Raw genomic sequence first — 13,822 nt, 5'->3', positions numbered from 1 at the left:
ATCCTGGACAGGAGCCTTTGGTGGCTCCTGCCCAGCAATCGGCATTTAATTTGTAACAAAGATGTTCAATCTACCAGCGTACAGGCCATGACCACCGCATCTTCGCGTCCGCCCACCGCCGGGTAGTAATCCCGCCGACGTCCGATCTCGTTGAAGCCATAGCGCTCATACAACTTGAACGCCGCCGTGTTGCTGTCGCGGACCTCCAGGAAACATTCCCGGGCATCGGCCTTGTAGGCAATCGACATCAAATGCTCCAGCAGCGTCAAACCCAGGCCACGACCCTGGTTTTCCGGTTTGACGGTGATGTTCAGCAGGTGCGCCTCATCGAGAATGATCTGCACCACACCGTGACCCACCTGCTGCTGCCCTTCGAACATCAGCCAGATCTGGTACTTGCCCAGGCCATCGAGAAAAATCCCGCGGGTCCAGGGATGGCTGTAGGCCGCGTATTCGATTTTCAGTACAGCTTCCAGGTCCGCCTCGGTCATCGGGCGGAACGATACAGCGTCACTCATTCGATTCTTTCCAGCGCGCCATCAGCCGACGCATGGCTTGCCAGACATCAGCCTTACGCTGTGGCTCTTCCATTAATAATTCCAGGCCAGGCAAGGCCCAGACCGAGCCCAGGCCTTCGACCTGGAGTTCACGATTGAAGGATTCGGCATTGGCCTCCCCGGCAAAACGCACGGCAGGCAGGCCGATCAGCCATAGACAGACGCACGGCGCGTCTTCCAGCCGGGCCGAGATAAAGCCCTGCACGAAGTCACGGGCCGCTTCCGGGCCCTGATCCATCGTGCCTCGGGCCAGCAGCGGCCAGCGCACCGGCTCGCCAATGATCTGCGGACTGTCCGGCAGGCCGGCGGCGCGCAACATGTCCTTGAGCAACAGATAAGCGGGATCGCGGGCCTGGAACGCCTCGCCTGTGGGTAACTCCACCAGCAGCAGGCAACGCCCTGCCCGCAGCAACTGCAGGGCAAAACGAGGTGGCGGTACGGGGGCGACCCTGGCGACGACCGGCGCTTCTACGACTTCTTCCACCGGTTTGGCCCCGGTGCGCGAGCTTGCCAACGATGGCCGTGGTACTTCGATTTTCACCCGCTCGGCCGGTTTGACCTGCGGTTCCACAGGCGCCTGGGCCGCAGGTGCCGGCACTGCCGGGGCGACGGGCAACGGCTCGGGCAGCTCCAGCAGTTCGGGCCGCGACGGTGCAGCAAAGGGCAATTCGGTGCGCGGCAGCCAATTGACCACCTGCATGGCGTTCAAATAGGCGCGGCGGCGAGACTCGATAAGCAAAGGTCGGCCACTTGTGGATAACTAAAGTGCGGTGATTCTACCGCCCTTCGCTCAAGATCGCCCGCAGTTGATCGTTAGAAAAGCGACAGTCCGTCCCGAGAGTGAATCGCATCGGTCCCGATGCAGTACAATCTCGGCTTTTAATCGCCAACCAGCCGGCCATTCCGATGATCGAACCCAAGCGCGTCTTGCGCGCCCTCGCTGAACACTGGGCACTTCTGGAGCCACTGTGCGAGCACTTCGACCAAGGCACACTGAGCCTCAACGAACTGCGTTCACAACTGGCCGCCCAGCAACTCGACAGTACGCCGCAGGACATCACCAGCCTGCTGGACGTGTGGATTCGCCTCGACATTCTGGTTCCCGTGGCGAAAAGCCCGAACCGGTTCGAGCTCAACGCGCAGATCCACGACTTCCTCGCTTACCTGCGCCGTGAACACCGTCTGGGCCTGTGTCTGGAGATCGAAGCCTATTTGCGTCATCTCGAACGCCTGGCCGGCTACATCCAGGACGCCTTCGACATCCGCGACGGCAATGATCTGGCGCGCCAACTGCGTCTGCTGGACATGCGCGTACGCGATGTATTGAAAAAACTCGCCAACGACGAACAGGCCCTGGTGGCCGTTGCCGAGCGGGCCAAGACCAGCGACCGGCAGATCCCGCTGCGCCAGCGTTACGCTGAGGTCCTGGCGACCTGGGACGAATACGTCGAGCCGATGATTCAGTTGGTCAACGCCGACGGCGCCTTTGAACAGGGTGTGCGCAAGGTCGAAAACGTGCTGCTGCGCATGCTCACCGAGCAGCAACGCCTCGGCCATCTGGTTGATGACGACATGCTGCTGCGCACCCACGCGCGGATCCTCGAAATGCAGACCAGTGCGCAACTGACCCTGCGTCACGCCCGCGAGTTGCTGCTGCCGCTGCGTGAAGAAGCCCGTCGTCACAACGCCGTGACCCGCGGTGCGGCGCTGGCCCTGTCGATGATTCGCCGCAAGGGCATCGACGCGGTGCCACAAGCCGCGATGCCGATGTTCACGCGGCCGCAAAGCACCTTTCTCGGCAGTGCCAGTCAGGTCGAGGCCTATGTTTACGCGCTGGCCCGTTTCGAGCCGAAACCGGCGCGCTTCCCCAAGGCACACAAGACCCACAAGGGCGGCGATGCCCCGCGTGCGCCACGCACGGTCCGGGAGATGCTCGACCGTTGCGAAGACGCCCTGCCGATGCCAGACCTGATGACCTGGCTGCTGGAGCAGGAACCGGACGGCGCCACCGACGAACTGCTGTATTGGTTCTCGCGCCTGTCGCGGGAAAAGCGCTTCAAACGCGAACGTCTGGAACGCCGCGATTACTTCACACACGAGCACCAGGTCAGCCTGCGCTCCTTCGCCCTGCTCTCGGCCGGTCCTGATGCCTCCGAGAATTCTGCGAGCACCCTCCATGCCAGTACTCCCCATGCAACTTGATCTATCCGAACTGTCTCAGCTGGCGCCGATCTTTCGCGAGCTGTTCAAGGGCTACCACGTCAGCCGTCGCGATCCAGAGCTGTACGCGCAGCTGTCGAACTTTCAGGACCAGTACCGCACGCTGTTCAAGGCGCTGGGCTTTGAACTGGTCTGCGACACCCGTGGTTTCTACTACTTCGTGCCGGACCTCGCGGCGGCAGCGGTGAACAAGACGGCCCAGCGCCTGGCACTGTTCACCTTCATCCTCGTCGAGCACCTGGCCGACCAGGGCCGCGACCCGATCGCCGTGCTCGACGGCGGCAGCCTCGGCCGTGATGAACTGCCATCGTTGCTCGAGAAGTATCGCGACCTGTTCATCCAGGCCGAAGTGCAGACCCAGGACGAACTGGAAGAAAAAATCATGCGCCGCATGACCCAGCTCGGCTTCGCCAGTGAAGAAAACGGCGTCTACCGCTTCCTGCCGCCGATGCACCGCTTCCTCGATGTGTGCCTGTCGGTTCAACAGGACCGTGATCTGGCGGCCAGCCTGCACAGCGTGCTGCCACTGCCGGCGCCGGTGCTGATCGACGAAGACAGCGATGAAAAGCTGCTGCAGACCGACGACCCGCTCGATTTGAGCGAATTCGATGGTGAAAGCGAAGAAGACGCACTGGCCCGTGCCATCGCCGAAGAACAGGAGCTCGACGCATGAGCAAGGAACGCTACGGCATCCGCCGCTTTGCCCTACTGAACACCGCCGGCTACAGCCTCGGGCTGTTCCCGCTGGAAGAGCCGCTGTCGGTCTACGGCGCAAACAATCTGGGCAAATCCGCCTCGATCAATGCGTTGCAGTTCCCGATCCTGGCGCGCATGTCGGACATGAGTTTCGGCAAGTACAGCCTGGAACAATCCCGGCGCTTCTATTTTGCTTCGGACACCAGTTACATCCTCGTCGAAGTGAACCTGCCCCACGGTCCACATGTGATCGGCGTGGTCGGTCGTGGTCCGGGCGGCGGTTTCGGTCACCAGTTCTTTGCCTATGCCGGCAAATTGGACCTGGCTCATTACCAGAAAAACGATACCTGCCTGCGTCAGAAGGAACTGTTCACCAACCTTGAACGCGAAGGCCTGAAAGCCTACGAGCTCAAGCCGGATGAATTGCGTCGCTTGCTGGTCGGCGGCCACACCTCGATCCCGCTGGACCTCACGCTGATCCCGCTGCGCTCCACCAGCGAGCAGAGCCTGAAGACCTTCCGCGCCCTGTTCATCAACCTGCTGCACATGCGTGAAATCACAGCGGCCAAGCTCAAGCAATTGTTCCTGGATGCCTTCGAACACAGCCTGCGTTCCGGTAGCGTGGATTACATTGCGGCGTGCGAAGAAGCCTTCCGCGATGTACGACGCATGGAGCAGGACTACAACTCGCTGGTCGCCGCCGGCCCATTGGTCGAAGCCTTGGCCAACGGCGTGAAACAGCGCGACATCCTGCGTGGCAAACTGCACCGGATTTCGCCTTTGCTCGACTCTTTGCTCGGCACTTGGTCAGACTACGCTGGCGCACGCAAGGAAGAGCTGACGATCCAGGCCGAACACTACCGTCGCGAGCAGGACGAACTGCAAAACGATCAACGCGGTGGCACTCAGGAACTGATGCGTCTGGAGCGGGAAATTACCGGCATCCAGCGCTGGCTCGGCGAGCTGTCGGTGCTCAAGCATCGCTTTGCCCTGGTCGATGACGTCAAGGTGCTGGAGCAGCAATTGCTCGCGGCCAAGGATGCCCACGATGAACTGGCCGGTGCGCTGGCGCAGTCGCGACAATTCAGCGCCGAGGATCTGGAAGAGCGTCTGCGGGATCTGGAAAAACGTCTGAAGTCGGTCAAGCAGCAACTCGATCACGCCGACAACAACAGCTACGCCCGCTTGCGCGAAGAGTTCTCGCAGCAGGACGTCGAACGCTTGATGCGTCTGTTCAACAGCGCGCTGTTCAGCCTGCCCCTGGGCGAACACGGCATTGCGCTGGACGACAACGGCGACTGGGTCAAATCCGTAGAACTGATCCTCGACGGCTTCAAAGGCGAGCGTTTCGAAGTGCCGGGGCTGTCCATCGACATCTCCCACATCGAGCCGCCGGCCTTGCAGGCCCTGGCTGACCGTGCGGCACTGCGCGACCAGAAAGAGCGCCTGGACAAAGAACTCAAGCAACTGAAAACCCAGCAAGCCGTGGCCGCTGACCGCGCCGCGAGCAAGACCCAGACCGAAGCGCTGTACCAGCAAGTGCTGGATGCGCAGAAGGCCCTGGAAGACTTCCGTCGCGCGCAAACCCTGAGCGCCGAAGAAGGCGACAAGCTTGAGCAACTGGCTCAAATGGAAGCCGCGCAGGACGAATTGAAGCGCTCCAGCGATGCCTTTACCGAACGCGTCCAGCAACTGTCGGCCAAGCTGCAACTGGTCGGCCGGCAGATCGCCGACATGGAAGCCAAGCAACGCACGCTCGATGACGCCCTGCGCCGCCGTCAGCTACTGCCGGCGGACCTGCCTTTCGGCACGCCGTTCATGGACCCGGTCGACGATTCCATGGATAACCTGTTGCCGCTGCTCAACGATTATCAGGACAGTTGGCAAGGTCTGCTTCGCGCCGACGGCCAGATCGAAGCGCTGTACGCGCAGGTGCGCCTCAAGGGCGTGGCCAAGTTCGACAGCGAAGACGATATGGAGCGGCGCCTGCAATTGTTGATCAACGCTTACGCGCACCGCACCGACGAAGCCCTGACCCTGGGCAAGGCACGTCGCGCCGCTGTTACCGACATCGCCCGCACCCTGCGCAACATCCGTAGCGACTACGACAGCCTCGAGCACCAGTTGGCGTTGTTCAACCGCGAGATCAACAAACGTCAGGTGTCGAACCTGCAGAGCTTCCGCATCGTGCTCGCGCCGAACAAGGAAGCGCTCAAGCACATCGACCAGATCATCCACAGCGCCGGCCAGTACGAAGAAGGCGAAACCCTGTCGGTGTTCGATCTGAGCCAGAGCGCGGAACAGGACAACAAGAACGAAGAGGCCAAGGAATACCTGGCACGCCTGGTGGCGGCGAACCACAACCAGCTCGGCCTCAAGGACTTGTTCGAACTGGCGTTCGAGATCACCAAGGTCAACGGTCAGCCGGTGATCCACACCGACATCGACGGCGCCGCGTCAAACGGCACCACGATGACCATCAAGGCGCTGACCAACATGTACTTGTTGCTGCACTTGATGGACCGCGACCTGGCCGGCCGTGTGCGCTTGCCGTACTACCTCGACGAGGCGGCGGACATCGACGAGAAGAACCAGGCAGCGTTGCTGGAAACCAGCCTGCAACTGGGCTTCGTACCGATCCTGGCAAGCGTGAAGCCACAGGTCTGCGCCAGTGTCGCTATCGACCTGGAAGGCGGCAGCGGCCCGGCTGGCATCTACATCGACGAGGCGGACTGGAAGTACATCCGTCGTCATGATCAGGTGAAGGCAACCATCAATGCTGAAGCGGACGAGCCGGAGCTGGACGCGGTCTGACGCTTGAATTGAAGGCAACAAAAAAGGCCGCGACCCTCAGGATCGCGGCCTTTTTCATTGGTGCAGGGCTAAGGCCGATCCGGACTACTTACCGAGTGAGATCTTCGGCGCCCAGGTCAGCCATTCCTCTTCGAACTTGTCGAACAGCGGGAACGTCTGCTCCGCCTGTGCCGGAGTGCCCATGCGTTCGCCATCCGGGGTGGCAAATGCAACCCCACCCTGAATCAGGGTCTCCAGCGATTCGGTACGAAGAGTCGCCCCCTTGAACAGCCCGACATCAAGACCAAAACCACTGGTGTTCCAGAATCGAGTGCCGCTGCGAACCAATGGCGCGTATTTCGGCTCGATCAGAATGTGGATCAACACGCGGTCTGCGGTCTGACCCAGTTCATACCCGGTCACTTTGCCGACCGTGATTTCACGGTACGTCACCGGCACACCGGCTTTCAGTGAACCACGCCGCGCAGCGCTCAACACCAGACTCAACCCGGCTTCGACCCTGGCGCTCTCGGGGGGGCTGGCCAGGGCTGTGAAGTTTTTCTGCGGACCAAGGTTCTTTGGTGCTGGCTGGACCTCGATGTATTGCCCGGTGACCAAGGTCTCCAGGTTAGAGGTCTTGATCAAGCCCAGCTCGGGCTTGACCACCCAGAATTGGCTACCGACGCGGGCGATGCGCTCAGGCACTTCAGTGAGTCGCGCGGTGATAAGCACCGATTGCAGGTCATCCGTGAGGTCAACGCCTTCAATCTTGCCGACATCCAGCCCTTTGAAACGAATCGGTGTACCGGCGCGCAAGCCATCGGCGCGATCAACCCTGATCGTGATCACCTCGCCTTTTTGCGTAGCCTCATCATGACTGGCAAACAACCGGAAACGCGGAATCCGCTTTTGCAAAGGCGCCTTGGCCTGTGGCGTTTCAAAGGCAATGCCGCCCGCCATCAAGCTTTGCAACGACTCACTTTTGACTTGAATACCTCCGGTCAGCCCACCCGTCAGGGTAATGCCGCTGGCATTCCAGAATCGGGTCGACGCATTGACCAGGTTTTCGTATTCCTTCTCGATGTGAACACCGATCACCAGTTGGTTTTTCTTGCGTGAAAACTGATAGCTCTGTACCGAGCCGACCTTGACCTGCTTGTACAGAACAGGGCTGCCGACTTCCAGCGAACCAAGGTTCTCGGTGAACAACACCAGGTGCAGACCCGGCGAACGTAAATCCAGCGGCGGCGCCTTGGGCCTCGCGACGAACTCGCGTTGCGGCGCTGCGCCTTTATCCCCGGGACGCACGGCGATGTAGTTACCTTTGACCAGCGCCTCAAGCCCCGTGATGCCGGCGAGCGAGATCGACGGTTTGACCACCCAGAACTGAGTGCCATCGACGAGGTAGTCTTCAGCCAACGGATCCAGCGTCAGTTCGGCGCTCGCAGCCGCCAAATCAGCGTCAACCTTGAGCGCCTTGAGTGTGCCAACCTGAATGCCCTTGTACATGACCGGCGTACGACCGGCCTGCAGACCTTCGAAGTCACTGAGTTTGACCTTGACCTTGATACCGGCCGCAGCGGCATCGAAGTCCTCATAGAGACGGAATGGCAGACTCGGATCCGTGGGCGGGCTGTCCCTGCGATTTTCCGGAGTGGCGAACGCGATGCCACCCGCGACAATGCTGGCAAGAGACTCGCTGCGCACCTTCACGCCCGACAGATTGGCATCGATGCTGATGCCGCTGGCGTTCCAGAAACGCGTGTGTTTACGCACCAGTTTGGCGTAGGTCGGCTCAATGAAGACCTTGAGTTCAACAGTGCTCTGATCTTCGGACAGCACGTAACTTTTGATCTGGCCGACCTTGATTTGTTTGTAGAACACCGGGCTACCGCGGTTCAACGAGCCCAGGCGATCTGCCTTGATCGTCAGGTGCAGCCCGGGCTGGGCGTCGGATAGCGGCGGCTCCTGGGCCAGGGCCTTGAATTTGCGCGTGGGCTCACCTTCCCCGGGACTGATCGCGACGTAATTGCCCGAAACCAGGGTCTCCAGGCCGGTGATCCCGGCCAGGGTTACACTCGGCTTGACCAACCAGAATCGCGTGCTGGTCCGCAGGTATTGCTCCACGTCCTTATTCATTTCGACGGTGGCAATTACGCCCTTGGAGGCTCCTTCATCATCGAGTTTGAGCGTTTTCACCTTGCCGACCGGCATGCCTTTATAGACGACTTCAGTCTTGTTGGCCTGAATGCCTTCGCCGCTTTCAAAGCGCACCTGGACCTCGATGCCAGTCTCGGAATAAGCACGCCAGCCAAGCCAGCTACCGATGATCAGGGCGATCAGGGGGAGTACCCAAATGGCTGACCAGTTCGAGGCCGGTCGGGTTTTCGCTGTTGGCAAATCAGTCATGGTCGTCGTCCGACTCCGTGTTATCCCAAATCAGTCGGGGATCGAAAGTTACTGCGGCCAGCATGGTCAGGATGACCACACTGGCAAAGGCTATGGCACCAAGATCGGCTTCGACGCTGGCCAGTCGCCCGAAGTTCACGACCGCCACCAGAATGGCGATCACAAAAATATCGAGCATCGACCAGCGGCCGATGAACTCGATGAAGCGGTACATCCATATACGTTGGCGGGCTGAAAGTGGCTGACGACGCTGTACGGAATACAGCAGCAGTGCAATGCCCACGAGTTTGAACGTGGGTACCAGAATACTGGCGATAAAAACCACGGCGGCAATAGGGATCATGCCGTGCTGAACCAATTGGATCACGCCGGACATGATAGTGCTGGGGTCACCCTTGCCCAGCGAACTCACGGTCATGATCGGCAACACATTGGCGGGTATGTAGAGAATGGCAGCAGTAATCAGCAACGCCCAGGTGCGCATCAGGCTATTCGGACGGCGGGCATGCACTATGGCACCACAGCGAGTACACACCTGCTCACCGGCATCAGCTTCCTGCTTGTTCAACTCATGGCATTCGGCGCAAATCAGAATGCCTGCATCAATCGCCCGCATGGGCATCCTCTCCTGATAAAGCCTGCCAGATCTGGTGAGGCGACATCACAACCTCCAGCCAGACTTGAACCAATAGCAAAGCAACGAAGCAGGCCAGCCCGATACCTATCGTCATTGCTGCCATATCTGCCAGTTTTACGATGGCGACGAGTACACCCATGAGGTAAACCTCGAGCATCCCCCAATCTCTTAAATGGTGATAAATACGGTAAAGCAGCAAACCGTAACTGCGGCCGACATCAAAATGAATGCTCAGCAATACCGTCAGCTGGCACAGCAGCTTGAGCAGCGGTATACCCATGCTGCACAGGAACACAATCACGGCAACGCCTTGCATACCCGAATTGAACAAGCCCAAAACACCGCTCCAGACAGTATCTTGCGATGACTGCCCGAGTAGATTGAGCTGCATAATGGGTAAAAAGTTCGCGGGGACGTATAACAAAAGCGCCGCGATGACCAAAGCCAGGCTGCGGTGCACCACGTTGTGTCGATGGGCGTATAGCTCGTACCCGCAGCGCGGGCACAGGGCTTTCTCGCCATGGGCAAGCTTGGGCTTGCGCATCAGCAAGTCGCATTCGTGACACGCCACCAAATCGCCCAGTGGTAAATCTGACAGCCCGGAGGCGTCAACCGGATCTGGCATAAGGGCTCTGGCTCCGAAAAAGTTGGACCTATTCTAGTGCCCTGAATCAAAAATAACTGTTCAAATTTCTGCGGTGATTAATCGTGCTTTTCTTGCGCCAAAAACAAAACCCCTACCTGCATACGCAGATAGGGGTTTTGGAATTTAATCTTGACGATGACCTACTCTCACATGGGGAAACCCCACACTACCATCGGCGATGCATCGTTTCACTGCTGAGTTCGGGATGGGATCAGGTGGTTCCAATGCTCTATGGTCATCAAGAAATTCGGGTACCGAACCGTCTTTCGACGCTTCAGCAAATTGGGTATGCGATAGTTTGTGCGGCTTTTGTGAATGGTTGCGAACTTTCGGTTCATTGCGTCTTCACACACCGCAATCTGGCCTTTCGACGCAAATTGCTTGGGTGTTATATGGTCAAGCCTCACGGGCAATTAGTATTGGTTAGCTCAACGCCTCACAGCGCTTACACACCCAACCTATCAACGTCGTAGTCTTCGACGGCCCTTCAGGGAACTCAAGGTTCCAGTGAGATCTCATCTTGAGGCTAGTTTCCCGCTTAGATGCTTTCAGCGGTTATCTATTCCGAACATAGCTACCCGGCAATGCCACTGGCGTGACAACCGGAACACCAGAGGTTCGTCCACTCCGGTCCTCTCGTACTAGGAGCAGCCCCTCTCAAATCTCAAACGTCCACGGCAGATAGGGACCGAACTGTCTCACGACGTTCTAAACCCAGCTCGCGTACCACTTTAAATGGCGAACAGCCATACCCTTGGGACCGGCTTCAGCCCCAGGATGTGATGAGCCGACATCGAGGTGCCAAACACCGCCGTCGATATGAACTCTTGGGCGGTATCAGCCTGTTATCCCCGGAGTACCTTTTATCCGTTGAGCGATGGCCCTTCCATACAGAACCACCGGATCACTAAGACCTACTTTCGTACCTGCTCGACGTGTCTGTCTCGCAGTCAAGCGCGCTTTTGCCTTTATACTCTACGACCGATTTCCGACCGGTCTGAGCGCACCTTCGTACTCCTCCGTTACTCTTTAGGAGGAGACCGCCCCAGTCAAACTACCCACCATACACTGTCCTCGATCCGGATAACGGACCTGAGTTAGAACCTCAAAGTTGCCAGGGTGGTATTTCAAGGATGGCTCCACGCGAACTGGCGTCCACGCTTCAAAGCCTCCCACCTATCCTACACAAGCAAATTCAAAGTCCAGTGCAAAGCTATAGTAAAGGTTCACGGGGTCTTTCCGTCTAGCCGCGGATACACTGCATCTTCACAGCGATTTCAATTTCACTGAGTCTCGGGTGGAGACAGCGCCGCCATCGTTACGCCATTCGTGCAGGTCGGAACTTACCCGACAAGGAATTTCGCTACCTTAGGACCGTTATAGTTACGGCCGCCGTTTACCGGGGCTTCGATCAAGAGCTTCGCGTTAGCTAACCCCATCAATTAACCTTCCGGCACCGGGCAGGCGTCACACCCTATACGTCCACTTTCGTGTTTGCAGAGTGCTGTGTTTTTAATAAACAGTCGCAGCGGCCTGGTATCTTCGACCGGCGTGGGCTTACGCAGCAAGTGCTTCACCCTCACCGGCGCACCTTCTCCCGAAGTTACGGTGCCATTTTGCCTAGTTCCTTCACCCGAGTTCTCTCAAGCGCCTTGGTATTCTCTACCCAACCACCTGTGTCGGTTTGGGGTACGGTTCCTGGTTACCTGAAGCTTAGAAGCTTTTCTTGGAAGCATGGCATCAACCACTTCGTGTTCTAAAAGAACACTCGTCATCAGCTCTCGGCCTTAGAATCCCGGATTTACCTAAGATTCCAGCCTACCACCTTAAACTTGGACAACCAACGCCAAGCTGGCCTAGCCTTCTCCGTCCCTCCATCGCAATAACCAGAAGTACAGGAATATTAACCTGTTTTCCATCGACTACGCTTTTCAGCCTCGCCTTAGGGACCGACTAACCCTGCGTCGATTAACGTTGCGCAGGAAACCTTGGTCTTTCGGCGTGGGTGTTTTTCACACCCATTGTCGTTACTCATGTCAGCATTCGCACTTCTGATACCTCCAGCAAGCTTCTCAACTCACCTTCACAGGCTTACAGAACGCTCCTCTACCGCATCACCTAAGTGATACCCGTAGCTTCGGTGTATGGTTTGAGCCCCGTTACATCTTCCGCGCAGGCCGACTCGACTAGTGAGCTATTACGCTTTCTTTAAAGGGTGGCTGCTTCTAAGCCAACCTCCTAGCTGTCTAAGCCTTCCCACATCGTTTCCCACTTAACCATAACTTTGGGACCTTAGCTGACGGTCTGGGTTGTTTCCCTTTTCACGACGGACGTTAGCACCCGCCGTGTGTCTCCCATGCTCGGCACTTGTAGGTATTCGGAGTTTGCATCGGTTTGGTAAGTCGGGATGACCCCCTAGCCGAAACAGTGCTCTACCCCCTACAGTGATACATGAGGCGCTACCTAAATAGCTTTCGAGGAGAACCAGCTATCTCCGAGCTTGATTAGCCTTTCACTCCGATCCACAGGTCATCCGCTAACTTTTCAACGGTAGTCGGTTCGGTCCTCCAGTCAGTGTTACCTAACCTTCAACCTGCCCATGGATAGATCGCCCGGTTTCGGGTCTATTCCCAGCGACTAGACGCCCTATTAAGACTCGCTTTCGCTACGCCTCCCCTATTCGGTTAAGCTCGCCACTGAAAATAAGTCGCTGACCCATTATACAAAAGGTACGCAGTCACAGAACAAAGTCTGCTCCCACTGCTTGTACGCATACGGTTTCAGGATCTATTTCACTCCCCTCTCCGGGGTTCTTTTCGCCTTTCCCTCACGGTACTAGTTCACTATCGGTCAGTCAGTAGTATTTAGCCTTGGAGGATGGTCCCCCCATATTCAGACAAAGTTTCTCGTGCTCCGTCCTACTCGATTTCATGACTAAGAGATTTTCGCGTACAGGGCTATCACCCACTATGGCCGCACTTTCCAGAGCGTTCCGCTAATCTCAAAGCCACTTAAGGGCTAGTCCCCGTTCGCTCGCCACTACTAAGGGAATCTCGGTTGATTTCTTTTCCTCAGGGTACTTAGATGTTTCAGTTCCCCTGGTTCGCCTCTTAAGCCTATGTATTCAGCTTAAGATAACCATCTTATGATGGCTGGGTTCCCCCATTCAGACATCTCCGGATCAAAGTCTGTTTGCCGACTCCCCGAAGCTTTTCGCAGGCTACCACGTCTTTCATCGCCTCTGACTGCCAAGGCATCCACCGTATGCGCTTCTTCACTTGACCATATAACCCCAAGCAATCTGGTTATACTGTGAAGACGACATTCGCCGAAAATTCGCATTGCTCAAAGAGCAACTCACAAATTTTACCTTAGCCTGATCCGTTACCAGTGAAAGTAACGTTCAGTCTATCTTTCTATCACATACCCAAATTTTTAAAGAACGATCTAGCCAAAGACTAGAAATCAACATTCACCATCCTTCGATGGAATGCTCATTTCTAAGCTTTCAAACTTCAGAAGCAGTAGTGGTGGAGCCAAACGGGATCGAACCGTTGACCTCCTGCGTGCAAGGCAGGCGCTCTCCCAGCTGAGCTATGGCCCCGTATCTCTACAGGTGTCCCACACAAAATTGGTGGGTCTGGGCAGATTCGAACTGCCGACCTCACCCTTATCAGGGGTGCGCTCTAACCAACTGAGCTACAGACCCAATTTCGGGCTGCTTCTATCGTCTTCTTCAATGAATCAAGCAATTCGTGTGGGAACTTATGGAGCAGCTGAGTCGTCGATTAAGGAGGTGATCCAGCCGCAGGTTCCCCTACGGCTACCTTGTTACGACTTCACCCCAGTCATGAATCACACCGT

8 protein-coding genes, 2 tRNA genes and 3 rRNA genes (1 of these 13 cut by a window edge) are annotated in these 13,822 nt (G+C 57.4%); 3 read left to right on the top strand and 10 right to left on the bottom strand.

The features are described from left to right. Positions 1 to 65: 65 nt before the first annotated feature. Both rimI and ACX3YD_RS03730 read right to left on the bottom strand, forming a co-directional pair. Positions 66 to 518 carry a ribosomal protein S18-alanine N-acetyltransferase gene (gene rimI, locus ACX3YD_RS03735; protein ID WP_007981794.1) on the bottom strand — a complete coding sequence of 151 codons (453 nt, stop codon included), beginning with the start codon at positions 516 to 518 and terminating at the stop codon, positions 66 to 68. Next, entirely contained in the window at positions 511 to 1,257 is a 747-nt protein-coding gene (locus ACX3YD_RS03730; RefSeq protein WP_458960383.1) for an energy transducer TonB, read from the bottom strand. The genes rimI and ACX3YD_RS03730 overlap by 8 nt, the downstream gene beginning before the upstream one ends. 206 nt (positions 1,258 to 1,463) lie before the next feature. Between ACX3YD_RS03730 and mksB the strand changes: the two genes are divergently transcribed. From mksB to mksF, 3 genes are read left to right on the top strand one after another with little or no spacing between them, the layout of a single operon-like run. Next, positions 1,464 to 2,759, top strand: a complete 1,296-nt coding sequence (gene mksB / locus ACX3YD_RS03725) for an Mks condensin complex protein MksB (protein ID WP_047533249.1) — start codon at positions 1,464 to 1,466, stop codon at positions 2,757 to 2,759. Beyond that, the gene (gene mksE, locus ACX3YD_RS03720; protein ID WP_458959287.1) at positions 2,749 to 3,450 is read left to right on the top strand and encodes an Mks condensin complex protein MksE; all 702 of its coding nucleotides are present in this window, start codon (positions 2,749 to 2,751) and stop codon (positions 3,448 to 3,450) included. The genes mksB and mksE overlap by 11 nt, the downstream gene beginning before the upstream one ends. Then, on the top strand, positions 3,447 to 6,287 hold the full coding sequence (gene mksF, locus ACX3YD_RS03715) for an Mks condensin complex protein MksF (RefSeq protein ID WP_047533255.1): 2,841 nt from the start codon (positions 3,447 to 3,449) through the stop codon (positions 6,285 to 6,287). Before mksE ends, mksF begins: the two co-directional genes overlap by 4 nt. An 84-nt stretch (positions 6,288 to 6,371) precedes the next feature. On the opposite strand, the gene ACX3YD_RS03710 is transcribed toward mksF, so the two are convergent. From ACX3YD_RS03710 to ACX3YD_RS03675, 8 genes are all read right to left on the bottom strand, one after another. Continuing rightward, positions 6,372 to 8,675 carry a PqiB family protein gene (locus ACX3YD_RS03710; protein WP_458959286.1) on the bottom strand — a complete coding sequence of 768 codons (2,304 nt, stop codon included), beginning with the start codon at positions 8,673 to 8,675 and terminating at the stop codon, positions 6,372 to 6,374. Further along, positions 8,668 to 9,291 (bottom strand): paraquat-inducible protein A, encoded by a 624-nt coding sequence (locus ACX3YD_RS03705; protein WP_103405088.1) that lies wholly within the window; start codon positions 9,289 to 9,291, stop codon positions 8,668 to 8,670. Before ACX3YD_RS03705 ends, ACX3YD_RS03710 begins: the two co-directional genes overlap by 8 nt. Further along, on the bottom strand, positions 9,278 to 9,937 hold the full coding sequence (locus tag ACX3YD_RS03700) for a paraquat-inducible protein A (RefSeq protein WP_458959285.1): 660 nt from the start codon (positions 9,935 to 9,937) through the stop codon (positions 9,278 to 9,280). The genes ACX3YD_RS03705 and ACX3YD_RS03700 overlap by 14 nt, the downstream gene beginning before the upstream one ends. 148 nt (positions 9,938 to 10,085) lie before the next feature. Continuing rightward, a 5S ribosomal RNA gene (rrf, locus tag ACX3YD_RS03695) occupies positions 10,086 to 10,201 on the bottom strand. 149 nt (positions 10,202 to 10,350) lie between these two features. Then, positions 10,351 to 13,242 (bottom strand): 23S ribosomal RNA (locus ACX3YD_RS03690). A gap of 244 nt (positions 13,243 to 13,486) precedes the next feature. Beyond that, positions 13,487 to 13,562 (bottom strand) — tRNA-Ala (locus ACX3YD_RS03685). A gap of 28 nt (positions 13,563 to 13,590) precedes the next feature. Next, a tRNA-Ile gene (locus ACX3YD_RS03680) sits at positions 13,591 to 13,667 on the bottom strand. Positions 13,668 to 13,747: 80 nt separating this feature from the next. Next, positions 13,748 to 13,822: ribosomal RNA gene (locus ACX3YD_RS03675) — 16S ribosomal RNA — on the bottom strand; it runs 1,462 nt beyond the window's last position. The 16S, 23S and 5S rRNA genes sit together here with 2 tRNA genes alongside, the layout of an rRNA operon.

The sequence above is a fragment of the Pseudomonas fluorescens group sp. PF-1 genome (genome assembly GCF_054481335.1).
Note: the sequence above shows the minus strand (reverse complement) of the source record. Positions and strands in the feature narration are given on the sequence as shown.